This window comes from Enterobacter sp. ZOR0014 (assembly GCF_000798855.1).
GTDB classification, from domain to species: Bacteria; Pseudomonadota; Gammaproteobacteria; order Enterobacterales; family Enterobacteriaceae; genus Enterobacter; species Enterobacter kobei.
Genome location: NZ_JTLF01000035.1, coordinates 1 through 14342, shown reverse-complemented (window position 1 = coordinate 14342; position 14342 = coordinate 1). Strand labels below are relative to the sequence as shown.

Sequence of the window (14342 nt, the reverse complement as noted above, 5' to 3'; positions counted from 1 at the left end):
GAACATTGCGAAGACGAACGCCAGTGGAGAGTGCTTCATGTTGGTCGTGAGTGGCTTCAGTATTCATTCGCTACAACTACTGGTACGTGAAAAAAAGGGTTCAGGTGCCGGTGAGTCACAATGCCACCCGCACCGCGAAACTTCAGGTCAGTTAACCTTGAACAGACAGTATAAGACTGTCAGCCCGGAGATGACAGTACAGCCCTGCCCGAACGGCTAAACTGTTGTTACGTCGTTACATACTGCCCGAAAGTCGGATGAAACGCACCGTAATTATTGATCAGTCTTCACGAATCTGACTGATTATTCAGTAAGATTATGCATCACGGCGCAGATAATGCGCCGTGAGTGCATAATAATCAAACAGCTTTGACCGCAATCGTCTCACCCTGCATGCGTTTACGCAGGGTACGTTTGGTTCGATCAATGACATCGCCAGCCAGTTGTCCACACGCTGCATCAATATCATCACCACGGGTTTTACGCACAATAGTGGTGAAACCATACTCCATCAGTACCTTGGAGAAACGGTCGATACGGCTGTTCGAACTACGGCCATACGGCGCCCCCGGGAACGGGTTCCATGGGATCAGGTTGATTTTGCATGGCGTATCTTTCAGCAGCTCAGCCAGTTGATGCGCGTGCTCGGTACCGTCGTTAACGTGGTCAAGCATCACGTACTCGATGGTGACGCGGCCCTGGTTGGCGTTGGATTTCTCCAGGTAACGGCGCACGGCAGCGAGGAAGGTTTCGATATTGTACTTTTTGTTGATCGGTACAATTTCGTCACGAATTTCATCGTTTGGTGCGTGCAGGGAGATAGCCAGCGCAACGTCAATCATGTCGCCAAGCTTATCCAGCGCAGGGACAACGCCTGACGTCGACAGCGTCACACGACGCTTGGACAGGCCAAAACCGAAGTCATCCAGCATGATTTCCATTGCCGGTACCACGTTAGTCAGGTTCAGCAGCGGCTCACCCATCCCCATCATCACCACGTTGGTGATAGGACGGGTACCGGTCACTTTTGCCGCACCGACGATTTTCGCGGCGCGCCAGACCTGGCCGATAATTTCAGAGACACGCAGGTTACGGTTGAACCCTTGCTGTGCGGTAGAGCAGAATTTGCACTCCAGCGCGCAGCCCACCTGGGAGGAGACACACAGCGTGGCGCGGTCTTCTTCCGGGATGTAGACGGTTTCAACGCGCTGATCGCCTACGGCAATCGCCCATTTGATGGTGCCATCGGCAGAGCGCTGCTCTTCCACCACTTCCGGGGCGCGGATTTCAGCCACTTCTTTGAGCTTGTTACGCAGCACTTTGTTGATGTCAGTCATTTCATCAAAGTTGTCGCTGCAGTAGTGGTACATCCATTTCATCACCTGATCGGCACGAAACGGCTTCTCACCCATATCTTTAAAGAACTCGCGCATCTGCTGACGGTTCAGGTCCAGCAGGTTAATTTTTCCATTTTTATTGGGAACCGCAGGAATGGCGACTTCGGAGGTATTCACTAATTCAGACATAATATTTTCCGGCCTCGTTGTTACACGTTGTGGCCCCTGGAGGGTTGAATAGAAACGCCCCGGACAGCGGTCTGCTCATCCGGGGCGTTGCATTGTACAAAGTCTGGCGCAGGGATGCCACGTTTGCACGTGGCATTTACGAAATTAATGTGTAAACGAAACCGTTAAATTAACGGGTGCGTGGACACACTTCGCCTTCTGCGAAGAAGAAGGCGATTTCGCGTGCAGCAGATTCAACGGAGTCAGAACCGTGGGTGCCGTTCTCGGTGAAGCTGTCCGCGTAGTCAGCGCGCAGGGTACCGGCCAGCGCGTTGTCCGGGTTGGTTGCACCCAGCAGATCGCGATGGCGCTGTACTGCGTTCTCGCCTTCCAGCACGGATACCACGATAGGACCGGAGGTCATGAACTCAACCAGACCGTCAAAGAATGGACGGCCTTCGTGCTCAGCGTAGAAACCGCGAGCCTGCTCAACGGTCAGGTGCAGCATTTTGGTGCCAACAATTTTGAACCCTGCTGATTCAAAGCGAGCGAAGATGCTGCCAATAACGTTTTTTGCCACCGCGTTTGGTTTGATGATGGAAAAAGTACGTTCAATAGCCATGATAACCTCTGTCAATGTTCTGTTGTTTTGCATACCTGAGTATGGTGTGGCGCGGATTATAATGAGCAATAGCGCCATTGCCTATGGTTCTGCATAACATTTTTTTAAAATGAGACGAAGATTAGCAACAGGTCGAATCGCGCATAGCGAAGTGATGGCGTGAACAGAGGGGGCAGTGCTTTTCATCCATCCTGAATGACCAGAAATGACGATGACACGTCAGGCAAACAGCCTCACAGGCAGGCGTCACGCTGCTTTTCGCGCTCTGTTCTGTCTGCGTTATGCTTATCGCGCCATGCTGACACACCGCTTCGCACCCCCCACACCCGGTACAGCGTCCGGTTTCCACCACCAGCGTGGCATTCTCAAAACGAATTGCGTTTTCCGTGCAGCTTCGCCAGCATGCCCCACACAACATACATTTTCCGATGTCGAGAACGATATCTGACTCACTAAATCCTGCGAATGCCCTGCGCAGCTGACGCTGGCCCGGCACGACGTTACAGCGGCGCACATCCTCCCGCGGAACATACATAAGCGCACGGCGGGCAATATTCACCTCGTTGATCGGGTCAGGCTTAAAAGCCCATACCGCTTCACCCCGTCGACGAAGCACAAGATTAAGCCGGGCAAGCGCCAGTAACCAGGCCGGGTAGTATTCCGCTTCAATACTGATAAAACGCACACGGTGTTGCGCGTGCCATAGCAGCAGCTCATTCACCCCTGGGGCATGTTCAGTAAAAGGTCCAACGAGGGTCTCGCCACGCAGAAAGCGTTTTCGCGGCGTGATGTCGGCAATGGCCTCGGTGGGACAGACGAACAGGCAGTCACCGCAGCCTATACAGCGCTGTTCATCAACCGAGATGCCCATTTCAGTAAAAGAAAAAACCTGCGCGGGACAAACGTCCGCGCAGGCACTGCAGGCAGCATGGCGAAAACGGCGACGCACGCACGCACGCGTCACCTCTATCGCCGGGGATAATGACAATTCGCCCATCAGCCAATACTGAAGAAAACGAAGCGCAGCATAAGCTCACCCACGATCAACAGCGCACTGCCCAGCAGCATTGGGCCTCGCGCCGCTTTCAGACCGCCCGCGGCAAAGCACAGCATACCCGCAACCGAAACGCACCAGCTCAGCAGATGTACCGTGCGCAGTTGCTCCAGCATCTGCAACGGTGCGTGAGGGAACGTCACCACGGTGTTATCCATGGTCGCAATGTCTGCCAGCCAGACGGGCTGCATGACCAGCCGCACAAGCACCAGCAGCGCGACAATGACAACCGCCGCACGCACGGAAGTTTGGCAGCGCAGCCCAACGGCCATGCAGGCTGAACCTATGATCCCCACTGAGCCGATGAACAGCACCAGAGTGTTAATGTGCTGCCAGGTCACCACCGACGTATGCATGTAGATCTGCGCCATGCAGAACACATCCACCAGCCCGGCAACACCGGCCACAACCAACAGCAGCTTCCAGCCTGGTTTTTTGGCAAACATCAGCAGCGTCGCAAGGCCCAGTGCCGCAAGGTAAAGGCTGGCAAAGACGATCTCACGGCTCAGCCAGGAGCTGGAAACGTGGCGCAGCGCGTTAAGGGCGTTGAGCGGATAGCCCATGTGCAGCGCCGAGGAGATAAGCCCCAGACTGGCCAGGACAAACGCCCCGGCAGCGGGCAGCAGCAGACGAGACTGCGATGCGCGCGCCTCGCCAAACGCCAGCCAGAGGGTCACGCCTACCGATCCCTGCAGGAACAGCGTAAATATCATCAATGGTAACTCATGCATGACGCTTCCCCTCTTTCTCTGCACCCTGATGCGCTTTGACTACCAGGTTCGGTTGTGTGATGGAAGAATCAGGCAAACCTTTCACATCGCAGACCGCGCCGTATTTCTCCCGAAGTTCATCAATGGGTCCGAATTTGATCGCTTCGAGTGGACAGGTTGCCACACAGACTGGCTGCTCCCCCTTTGCCTGGAGATCCACGCAAAAATCGCATTTCGACATCTGTCCGGTCTGCTCATTGAGCTGCGGCGCGCCGTAAGGACATGACCATGCGCAGTAGCCGCAGCCAACGCACTTGTCCGTATCGACGCGCACGATGCCGTCGCCCGGACGCTTGTGCATCGCGGTAGTCGGGCAGTTTTTGGTGCAGACCGGGTCCGCACAGTGGTTACAAGAAATAGAGAGCGTGTAAGCAAAAACGTTATTGCTGACGCCCCCCTGCCCGGTTGGAATGAAATTTCCGCCGTTGACTTCATAAACGCGGCGGAAACGACGTCCAACCTCAAGGTTATTTTTATCTTTGCACGCCACCTGACAGGCCTTGCAGCCCGAACAGCGGGAGGAGTCGATATAAAAACCCAGCTGTTTATCGCTCACCGGCGCGTAGTGTTTAAACTGACTCATGCTTTCGCTACCTCCACCAGCATGGTTTGATGAGAATTCCCTTTCGCAAGCGCGGTAATACGGGCTGAACTGAGGACGTTCGCGCAACCACCTTTATCAATACCCTGCTCGTCCGGCTGCCACCAGGCACCAGCCTGCATGGCAACGACGCCTGGAATGATGCGCGGCGTCACCTCGGCCGGGATTTCACAAATGCCGCGCGCGTTATGGATGCGCACGGTATCGCCCTGCGCAATGCCGCGCTTTTGCGCATCCTGCGGGTTAATCCACAGCTTTTGCTGCTGGGCTTCAATTAACCACGGGTTAGCATATTGCGTTGAGTTGGCACGGTTTTTCCCTTTCCAGGTAATCAGCTGAAGCGGGAAAGTTTTCGCCAGTTCATCTTCCGGGCCTTCATGAGCGGGAACGTAGTGCGATAGCGCCGGAATTTCCGGGTGTTGCATGTCGTACAGACGCTTCGAGAAGATCTCAATCTTCCCGGACGGCGTCGGGAACGGATGATTTTGCGGATCGCGAATGTTGTCTTCAAAGGCAACGTACGGCGCGCTTTTGAAAAGATGCTGACGCGTTTTCTGTAGCGTCGTGAAGTCCGGCAGATTTTCCTCCGGCATCGCCAGCCGCGTCTGCTCCCAGATGTGCTCAATCCACGCTTTTTCGTCACGGCCCTCGCTGAACGCGGATTCAATGCCGAGCTTAGCGGCAACCTCACGCAGCCAGTCGCAATCTGAACGGCGCTCAAACTCTGGCTCAATCAGCTTTTCCGACAGGATCAGATAGCTCGCGGTCCCCCAGGTTTCGCCAATATTCCAGCGCTCCATAAAGCTGGTTTCCGGCAGGAGAAGATCGGCGTATCTGGCGCTCGGCGTCATAAACAGATCGCTTGCGACAATAAATTCGATTTTCGACTCGTCTTCCAGCACGCGGGTCGCCTGATGGAGATCCGGGTTCTGGTTAGCCAGGTAATTGCCGGCCAGCGAGAACAGGATGCGGATATTGCTGTCCAGCTTGTCTGCGTCTTTCAGACCGACTTCCGCCGTCACCTGAGAAGCATCGTCGGCGGCCTGCACCCAGTTCATCACCGATATTTTGGCTTTTACCGGGTTATCCGACATTTCGGGCCCAACGGCAAATTTGCGGTTAGCGCAGCCACCATAGCCTGCCGCCCAGCCGCCTTTGACGCCGACGTTACCCGTTAGCGTCGCCAGTAACGTTGAGCCGCGCGCGGTGCGCTCGCCGCAGTTGTGACGCTGCGGCCCCCAACCCTGGATCAGTGCAGCAGGTTTAGTATTTGCGTAGTCGCGAGCCAGCTGACGGATAGTCTGCGCAGGCACATGGGTAATTTTCTCGGCCCACTCAGGGGTTTTCGCCACGCCGTCTTTTGCCCCGCTCAGGTAAGCCATCAGGGATTCATTGGCCGGAACGCCTTCCGGCATTGATGCTTCGTCAAAGCCCAGGGTATAGCGCTGAATGAAGTCGCGATCGTGCAGGTTCTCTGTGACGATCACGTACATCATGGCATCCATCAGGGCGTTATCAGTGGCAGGAAGCAGCGGGATCCACCGATCGGCAAGGGAGGAAACCGTGTCTGAATAGCGCGGATCGACAACGATAAAGCGGGTGCCGTTTTGCTTCATCTTCTGGAAGAAGTAGTTGCTGTGACCAAAAATCGTCTCCGTCGGGTTATGCCCCCAGAGGATGACCAGTTTCGTATCAAGCAGCGTGTCCAGAGAACTGCCGCTGGCAGCGGTGCCATAGGTATACGGCGTGGCTGCCGCCGTGTTACCCATACTGACCGAGTGATAGCTTTCGAGGTAGCCGCCGGTTAAGTTGAGCAGACGACGAACCATTTTATCGCCGGAAAACGTTCCGCCAGAAACTGCGGTACCCACATGAACATAGCGTGAAGCCGCACCGTATTTTTGCGTAATCGTTTTTAATTGATTCGCAATCAGCGTCGTGGCTTCATCCCAGGTAATACGTTCGAATTTTCCTTCACCACGTTTACCTGTACGCTTCATTGGATATTTAAGCCGATCGGGATGATAAACAAATTTCCGATACGCTCTGCCACGAACACAGGCACGCATAACCGGCATCTGCGGATCCAATGCATTATCCGGGCGCGAGGAAATTCGGGTGACAACGCCTTCGCTGACGTGAGCTCGAATATCACACTTCCCCCCGCAGTCAAACGTGCTGCAGGTTTGCACCACTTTTTCTTCCGGCGCCGCACGTGTTGCCGCGGCGTCCTGCGCCTGTACGTTGCGGGTTGTCACAACAAGCGGAAGGGCGGCGAGCGCCGATCCTGCCTGAATAAAATGACGTCGGGATATCTCGGGAATAAAACCCTCTCCCTGATTTTTATTTTTTTTCATTGCTCGTTCCTTCAAATAAAAACGCATTCTCGTTTTTTTTCAGGAACGAATGTTGATAATTATCAAGCTAACGCTTTAGGGGTAAAACTTAACGGCCCAGCTCGAAATTTACCGTCGCCGTTTGTCCTGCCTCATCCATCACAAATAATTGATAATTACCCGGCAAATATAATTTTAATGAATAATTATAATTCCGTCCTTTTAACGGTTCTCCGTTTAAAAACCACCAGCGCTCACCTTCTCCACCTGTCGTACTGACAGAAAGCGTCACATTTCCTTCACCCGGGAGTCGCTTAATCACAGCTCCCTCTCTGATTCCCGAAATCATCAGTGGTGCCGCATTGTTATTATCCAGAGGCGGACAGACTGTTGATTTCGCAGGAAGACGCGCCGCCCTTTTTTCTGCTGCTGGCAGCCACGACTCCAGCGGCAGCGGCCAGACATCGAGGATTTTCTCCGTGGCATCCGGGCAATCTGCTGCAACACGCTTACCCGTTTTATCAAGCCAGACCGGGAAACGAATGCCGCGAATACCTTCCTGTTCCGGTAAAAGCAGCGTAGGCGGCTCACTTCCTTCCAGCAACCATGTGGAAAGGCGACGCCGACAGTTTTCACTGCCTTCCGGCAGCGACTGACCGCCAGGCCAGCAGATCACACCCTGCCCGACGCTCTCCGGACGCGGATCGCGCGGCAGGCGGGCTTCGTCTACCGTCGACCGAGACTGAAGCAGGTTATTTATCTGATTCAGGAGCGGCACCGCGCTGGCAAAACCAAACTGCCCGGCCACGGGCGTGCCGTCCGGTCTTCCGGTCCAGATGCCAATGACGTAACGGGCGTTCAGCCCAATTGCCCAGGCATCACGGTAGCCGTAGCTGGTGCCGGTTTTCCACGCCAGCGGCGCAATTTGCGGTAGCGCACTGTCCGGCAGCGGCTGCGCCTCGTTGGCGAGAATACGGCGAATAATCCACGCTGAACCTGCCGATAACAGCGGGCGCTCAACAAGCGCGTCGCCAGGCTGGAAGCGCAGCCTTCCCGCCTTGCCGTGTCGGGCAAAGGCGCTATAGGCAGCGGCGATATCGGCCAGCCGCGCGCCTGCACCTCCCAAAATCAGCGACAAATTCGGTTGTGCCCCCGCAGGCAGGATCAGCGGCAGCCCGGCATTGCTCAGCATTCCGGCAAAACGCTTTGGCCCGTAGGCTTCCAGCACCTGCACCGCCGGCAGGTTGAGGGAGCGTACCAGCGCTTCACTCATGCTGACCGGCCCGTGGAAGCCGCTGTCGAAATTTCCGGGGCGATAATCACCGGTTTTTCGAGGAACGTCCTGAAGCAATGAGGCGGGATGGATCAGGCCATCATCCAGCGCCATACCGTAAATAAAGGGTTTCAGCACCGATCCCGGCGATCGGATCGCATTGACCATATCAACATGGCTAAATCGACTGTCGTCGTTAATATCCACCGAACCGACCCAGCCGCGCACTTTCATATCCGTATGATCCACGACGATCATCGCCAACGAGCTGCGTGCCGGCAGGCGGGATTTCCAGTTCATCGCCAGCTCTTCCAGCTGTCGTTGTAGTCCGGCATCCAGCGTGGTGACAATTTTTGTGTCGCGGCTTTTGCCGAGCATCATGCGAGCAAAAAGCGGCGCCAGCTGCGGCATCTGACGGGGAGCCAGCCATACCGGCTCTTCACGGGACTCTTTTACCTGTTTTTCTGACCAGACGCCCTGGGTCATCATGCGGTCGAGCACTTTATTGCGTGCCGCTTCGGCCCGCTCCGGCCAGCGGTCCGGGCGCAGACGACTTGGTGCCTGCGGCAGTACGGCCAGCAGCGCTGCATCGGAGTAGCTAAGCTGCGAAGGTGGTTTCCCCAGATAGGTCCAGCTTGCTGCCCCTACCCCCTGCAGCGTGCCGCCAAACGGGGCACGGTTGAGATACAGCGTAAGAATATCGCGTTTGGAGAGATGCCACTCCAGCTGCATCGCCCGCCAGAGCTGACGGATCTTTCCACCGAAGGTGCGCGGATGCGGATCCAGCAGGCGCGCCACCTGCATGGTAAGCGTACTTCCACCCGAGACCACTCTCCCGGAGGTGAGATCCTGCCAGGCGGCGCGCATGACAGAGAGTGGGTTTACGCCGGGATGATCCCAGAACCAGCGATCTTCATACTGGATTAGCGCCTCAAGATAGCGGGGAGAGACCTCTTCAATGGTCACCGGATAGCGCCAGATGCCCTCCGCGTCAGCAAAACGCCACAGCGGCGTGCCGTTCTCATCCACCACCACCCGGGCGGGGTTCACCTCTTTCAGAGGTAACGGCCACAGGCGGTCGGCGGCGAAAACCAGCCCCCATAAAATGAGAAGCGCTCCCGCCAGCCAGAGCCAGCGGGAGCGTGTCAGACGTGCTTTCAGCATATTACGGAACAACAATCAGCGGGCCGCTGGCCGCACCCGTTGCCCGCCACTGCGGAACGTACATAGACTCCACCATCGGGACCGGCACCTGGTAAGTTCCCGGTGTGACGGCGCGCGCCAGGTAAACCAGCGTGACCGGCTGACCTTCGTTGACCGGCACAGCGGCCACAAAGCGGTCGTCGCGGAACTCCATATGCTGAATATCCGCCTGCTGCATCTGGCTCAGCAGGTTTTGCACCTCGCTGCCGCTGTCCTGCAGGCTGGCGCTGCTGCTCGCCAGGTTCTGGTTTTCCAGCTCCAGACCCGCCGGGAGAAGATCCACCACCAGCGCATCCGGCACGTTCTGGCTGGCTTTCACCTCAAGCCACACCAGTACCAGTTCACCACTCTTCAGAGATGAGAGCGATTTACTGCTGCCGTCGGTTGCCAGGATGTGACGTTCAACCTGCAGCACGTTCGAGCTCGGCTGAGGCGCATATTCCGGATAACCCGTGCTGTCCAGGCGAACCCACAGTGGCGAAGTGCCGGTATTGGTCACCTGCAGCGCGCCAAGCTGGTCGCCGTTGACGTTTTGTACCAGCGATTTATCACCGCCTGAGGCGGTATCAGACAGCGAGGTTTTCGCCTGCCATGCACCTGACAAAGTTTGCAGCGAACGTCCGGCCAGGAAGAGGGCATTACTCTCCTGAGTAGACAGCCAGCGCTGACTGAAAGCCTGTTCAGACAGCGCATTCAGCAACGTATTTTGCGCATCCGGCAGCAGCTTGTACTCTTCCAGCAGGGAGAGCATCAACGCGTTATCGCGCAACTGACTACCGTAATCGGCCATCCAGTTTTTGCTGTCGTTGCGCGGCGTTTTGAGCGCCAGGTCCAGTGCCTGCTGGCTGCGTGGGGCATCGCCCATCAGTTTGAGCGCCATACCCAGCTGCATCAGCGGCAGCCCGGAAGCAGACTGAGCGTGACGATCCCAAATTTCGCGCAGCGCACCCAGCGGTGCTTTTTGCTGGCGCGCCAGCACCAGAGCGGCATAAGCCTGTACGGCAAATTTGCTGGCCTGGGTGTCGTCGCTGTAGCGAATGGACATCATGCCCGGATCCTGCAGGTAGCGCAGCAGGCGGCTATTGGCGTTATTCACGGCTTCGGCAGGCACGCTGTAGCCTTGCTCGCCTGCACGCACCAGGAAGTCAGTGACATAGGCGGTCAGCCAGTACTCTTCCGGGCCGTTTTTATCCCACAACGCAAAGCCGCCCTCCTCGCGCTGCATCTGCAGCAGACGCGAGATCCCAATATCAATGGCAGCACGGCGCTTGTCATCCGTGTCGCCCTTAATACCAAGCGCGGTGAGCTGCGCCGCGTTGGTGTAGAGCGACGGGAACAGGCCACTCGTGGTTTGTTCCAGACAGCCATACGGATACGCCTGCAGTTCACGAATATAGCGCGCCAGGTTGAGCGGTGGTTTACCGCTCAGCAGGAGTTGCCCCTGCAGAGTGGCTGGAGAGAAACCGCTACTATGCTGCGCCGGTGCGGTCCAGGATTCACCCGGGTTCAGCATCGCTCCGGTATTGACGGTCTGTGCCGGGAATGCCGGACGTACGCCGATTTTCCAGCTTTTCTGCTGCGCTGCGAAGGTTTCTCCCGGAAGCTGCAGGCCGGTAACCTGTGCCGTCACCTCACCGTCGCCATAGCCTTCCAGCGCACGTACTGGAATAAACAGGGTGCTACGCGCGCCCGGCGGCAGCTGAACCGGCTGCGGCGGCGCGCCCTCCAGGGACAGTTTGCCTGTCGCAGTCAGGGCAACGTTCAGCGTTTGCGGCTGGTCGGTCAGGTTGGTCAGATCCAGCGTCAGGCGCGAGGTATCTCCACTCGCCAGGAAACGCGGGGTGTTCAGCTCGGTAATGACCGGTGCGGCCACCACAACCTTGCTTTCACTGCTGCCAAAATCATCTTCCGTCCAGGCCTGTGCCATCAGGCGCAGCTCGCCGTTGAAGTCTCCAATCGGCAGCGTAACGGTACCTTCCCCGTTAGCATCCAGCGTAACCGGCTGAGCCTGCTGGGCAACAATGGTGACGTGGTTCACCGGCGGTTTGCCGCCGCGCTTCAGTTCATCGCCATCACCGCCGAAGCGCAGCGCCGCCATGCGGCCCTGTCCTTCAATGACCTGGCCGTAGATATCGTAGATATCCGCGCCGTAGCGCTTCTGGCCGAAGAACGCCTGCCACGGATCTGGCGTAATGTAATCGGTAATGTTCAGCACGCCGCTGTCCACTGCCGAAACCAGCACGTTCACTTTCTGTGGAACCGCACCCTCTTTCACGCTGGCTTTCACCTTCACCGAGAGCGTCTGATTTGGCCGCATTTTCTGCGGGTTATCGAGCGCAATGTTCAGGCGACGATTTTCGTCTCCCATCGGCAGATGCAGCAGACCAACCGCGCGTTTCGGCGTGGCGGATTTCGATTTATCCCCAGGGCGCACCACCAGTGTGCTGAGATAGAGATCGTGACGTTTCCAGGCTTTATCTACCGGAATCGAGAGATCGAGCCCGTTTGCCGGTACGTCGATCTCTTTCCACCACAGCGGCCCTTCGCTGGATTCGATCATGGCATAACCCTTGCCTGCGGCGGGTGCAGCGATATGCAGCTGGATGGTATCGCCTGGCTGATAAGCGGGTTTATCCAGCTTCAGCGTCACGCGGTCAGGGCGTGCTGCCCCCGTGCCATCGCTGTTATCCTGCCAGCTGTATCCTGCCCAGAAACGCACGCTACTGACCATCTCATCAGGCGCTTTCACCTCCAGACGGTATGAGCCCCACTCCACCGGGAAAGTGACCTTGCCGGTTTCATCGGCCTTGAGGCTAAGCTCCTGTTCACCTTCAACCAGATCTTTTTGATCGAACTGAGACTGCCAGCCTTCGCTCTCAGACCAGTTCCAGAAGTAGTCGCGGCGCTCGCGGATCAGGCGCACCTGTAAGCCGGATACCGCTTTTTTCGCCCCGCTGGCATCGGCATAAACGATGTCAAAGCTGGCATTACCGTTTTCGTCAACAATGGGTTGGTTGACGGTGGTATCCGTGCGGTAGTCGTATACGGCCTTGCTGGCGAACTGAGGACGGATACCCGGCAGTTCAGCCGCCGGCCAGATGGCCTGCTCAGCGCGACGCGTCACCGGGCGACCGCCCGACTCCAGCAGGCTGGCCTGCAGGATCAGCTGTAGCGGCGAATGCACTTCTTTCCACTGGCTTTCAGTCGTAACCTGCCCGCGCCCCTGTTCGTCCAGCGTAAGCTGCACTTCATCCAGACTGCGGCTCAGGTTTTCCTCAGCGATGTCCCCAAACTGGAAGCCTGGCAGTGCAGGCACGGCCTCACGCAGTGGGCGGAGGAAAAGCTGGCCCTGCAGTGAATTCCCATTAGCCGGCGCACCGTACAGGTAATAGCCTACTACGTTAAAGTCCACGTCATCCTGCGGGGAAACCGGTGCTTTTTGACCTGTCAGATTCAGCGCCATACGCTCAGGCATGAAATCTTCCACGTGGAAATCCCACAGACGCTGCTGGTTATCACCTGTGTTCGCGCGGATATGCCACATGCCGGTCTGCGCACCGCTATCCAGCGGATAGTTAAAACGATAGAGCCCGTTTTCTGGCTTAACGACCATCGTGCGCGCCACCTGTCCATCCGGACGCAACACGTCAAGCTTCACAGGCTGGTCGGGGAGCGGCTTTCCGTCGCTGTCGCGCAGTAAGCCGTTGAGGATCACGGTTTCACCCGGGCGATAGAGATCGCGCGGACCAAACATAAAGAACTGCTTGCTGTAGCCCGGATTACCGGCGATATCAAACTCCGCCAGATCGAGCGCCGGAAGTTTGAGATCAAGCAGCGTGGTCTGGCCATCTTTGCTCGCCAGAATCAGCGCGGCCTCTTTGTCGGTTTCAAGCGTCGCATGACCGTCCGCATCGCTTTTCGCCTCGGCAAGGGTCTGCCCTTTGTCATTCAGCAGCGTGACGGTGACACCGGACTGCGCCGCACCGTTTTCCAGACTCTGGGTAAAGATGTCCTGGCGGTTGTGGTAACGGTGAGCGGATAACCCGACATCGCTCAGGGTAAAGAGGGTTGCGGCATTGCTGTAGTTGTAGTGTCCGGCCTGGTTCATGACCGCGATATAGACGCCAGACTGCTGGAGCGGCTTGATATCCTTGAGCGGCAGGAGCAGTTTTTCACGGGTATTGCGCGCCGGATTGAGATCAAAGCGACCGGTATAAACCAGTTCCGCCATCTTCAGCAGGTTGTCGGATTCCCAGTTGGTCAGGGAGTTACGGTACTCCCACTGACTGACAAAGGAAGCCAGCGATTCCGGCTTCACGCGGTAGAAATTGACGTCCACATTGTTGACGTTGAGCGCCATCACCGGCAGCCCTTCCACCACTTTGCCCGGCAGCAGCGATCCGCGGCTGGCAAAACCGACCGTCGGTTCGACATCCCGGGTGGTGATCGCTTTTTCATAATCAATGTCGAACGTTGCTTTGTTCAGCGCCTGTAAACCACGTTCGACGGTGACAACCAGATTACGGTTGGGCTCCAGATGACGCAGGCGAAGCTCTTTCAGGTTAGGCGCAAGTTCCCACGCTCCGTCAACCTTGCCACTTTTCTTATCCACGACATGCACTGTTTTCGCGAAATCCTGGTCGGGATTCAACGGAACAGAGAAGGTCAACACCAGCGTGGCGGCGCCGTCCAGCTGTACTTCAGAGGCATCCAGTAGGGTTAATGCTTTGCCCTGGCTCTGTGCCGCCAGTTTTGCCAATTTTTCTGCATCAGGCTTTTCAGCCGCTTTCGGGGTTGATGTGGTAGATGCTGCGGGAGCCGCAGTCTGAGATTTATCGTCGCTGTTGTCACAGCCGACAAGCGTAAATGTGGTAAGCAGCGCGAGAGAGATCGCGGCTAAGCGAAACGGTTTCATCCTTTGTCCCTGGCCTGAGGGGGCCTGTTGGTCGTCGTCCGGATAAGTATTATCCGCAAGTTT

The 14342-nt window shown here is 56.8% G+C and carries 9 protein-coding genes; 1 reads left to right on the top strand and 8 read right to left on the bottom strand.

What is annotated here, in order from left to right; genetic code table 11:
- Nucleotides 1–220 (top strand): hypothetical protein (locus tag L977_RS24865; RefSeq protein ID WP_231563478.1); only part of this gene is annotated, 220 nt, incomplete at its 5' end.
- A 139-nt stretch (nt 221–359) separates the two neighbouring features.
- On the opposite strand, the gene L977_RS01440 is transcribed toward L977_RS24865, so the two are convergent.
- The 8 genes from L977_RS01440 to L977_RS01405 form a co-directional block, all read right to left on the bottom strand.
- The gene (locus L977_RS01440; RefSeq protein WP_014884812.1) at nt 360–1526 is read right to left on the bottom strand and encodes a bifunctional tRNA (adenosine(37)-C2)-methyltransferase TrmG/ribosomal RNA large subunit methyltransferase RlmN; all 1167 of its coding nucleotides are present in this window, start codon (nt 1524–1526) and stop codon (nt 360–362) included.
- 169 nt (nt 1527–1695) lie between these two features.
- Nucleotides 1696–2127 (bottom strand): nucleoside-diphosphate kinase, encoded by a 432-nt coding sequence (gene ndk / locus L977_RS01435; protein ID WP_003860625.1) that lies wholly within the window; start codon nt 2125–2127, stop codon nt 1696–1698.
- Between the two features lie 121 nt (nt 2128–2248).
- Nucleotides 2249–3124, bottom strand: a complete 876-nt coding sequence (locus L977_RS01430; RefSeq protein WP_047624413.1) for a 4Fe-4S binding protein — start codon at nt 3122–3124, stop codon at nt 2249–2251.
- Entirely contained in the window at nt 3124–3912 is a 789-nt protein-coding gene (locus tag L977_RS01425) for a dimethyl sulfoxide reductase anchor subunit family protein (RefSeq protein WP_047624412.1), read from the bottom strand. The genes L977_RS01430 and L977_RS01425 overlap by 1 nt, the downstream gene beginning before the upstream one ends.
- On the bottom strand, nt 3905–4534 hold the full coding sequence (locus L977_RS01420) for a DMSO/selenate family reductase complex B subunit (RefSeq protein ID WP_014884815.1): 630 nt from the start codon (nt 4532–4534) through the stop codon (nt 3905–3907). Before L977_RS01420 ends, L977_RS01425 begins: the two co-directional genes overlap by 8 nt.
- A complete protein-coding gene (locus L977_RS01415; protein ID WP_047624411.1) occupies nt 4531–6909 on the bottom strand; it encodes a DMSO/selenate family reductase complex A subunit in 2379 nt (792 codons plus the stop codon). Before L977_RS01415 ends, L977_RS01420 begins: the two co-directional genes overlap by 4 nt.
- Before the next feature lie 88 nt (nt 6910–6997).
- Nucleotides 6998–9325, bottom strand: a complete 2328-nt coding sequence (gene pbpC, locus L977_RS01410; RefSeq protein WP_047624410.1) for a peptidoglycan glycosyltransferase PbpC — start codon at nt 9323–9325, stop codon at nt 6998–7000.
- Between the two features lies 1 nt (nt 9326).
- Nucleotides 9327–14279, bottom strand: a complete 4953-nt coding sequence (locus tag L977_RS01405) for an alpha-2-macroglobulin family protein (protein ID WP_047624409.1) — start codon at nt 14277–14279, stop codon at nt 9327–9329.
- Nucleotides 14280–14342 lie beyond the last annotated feature (63 nt).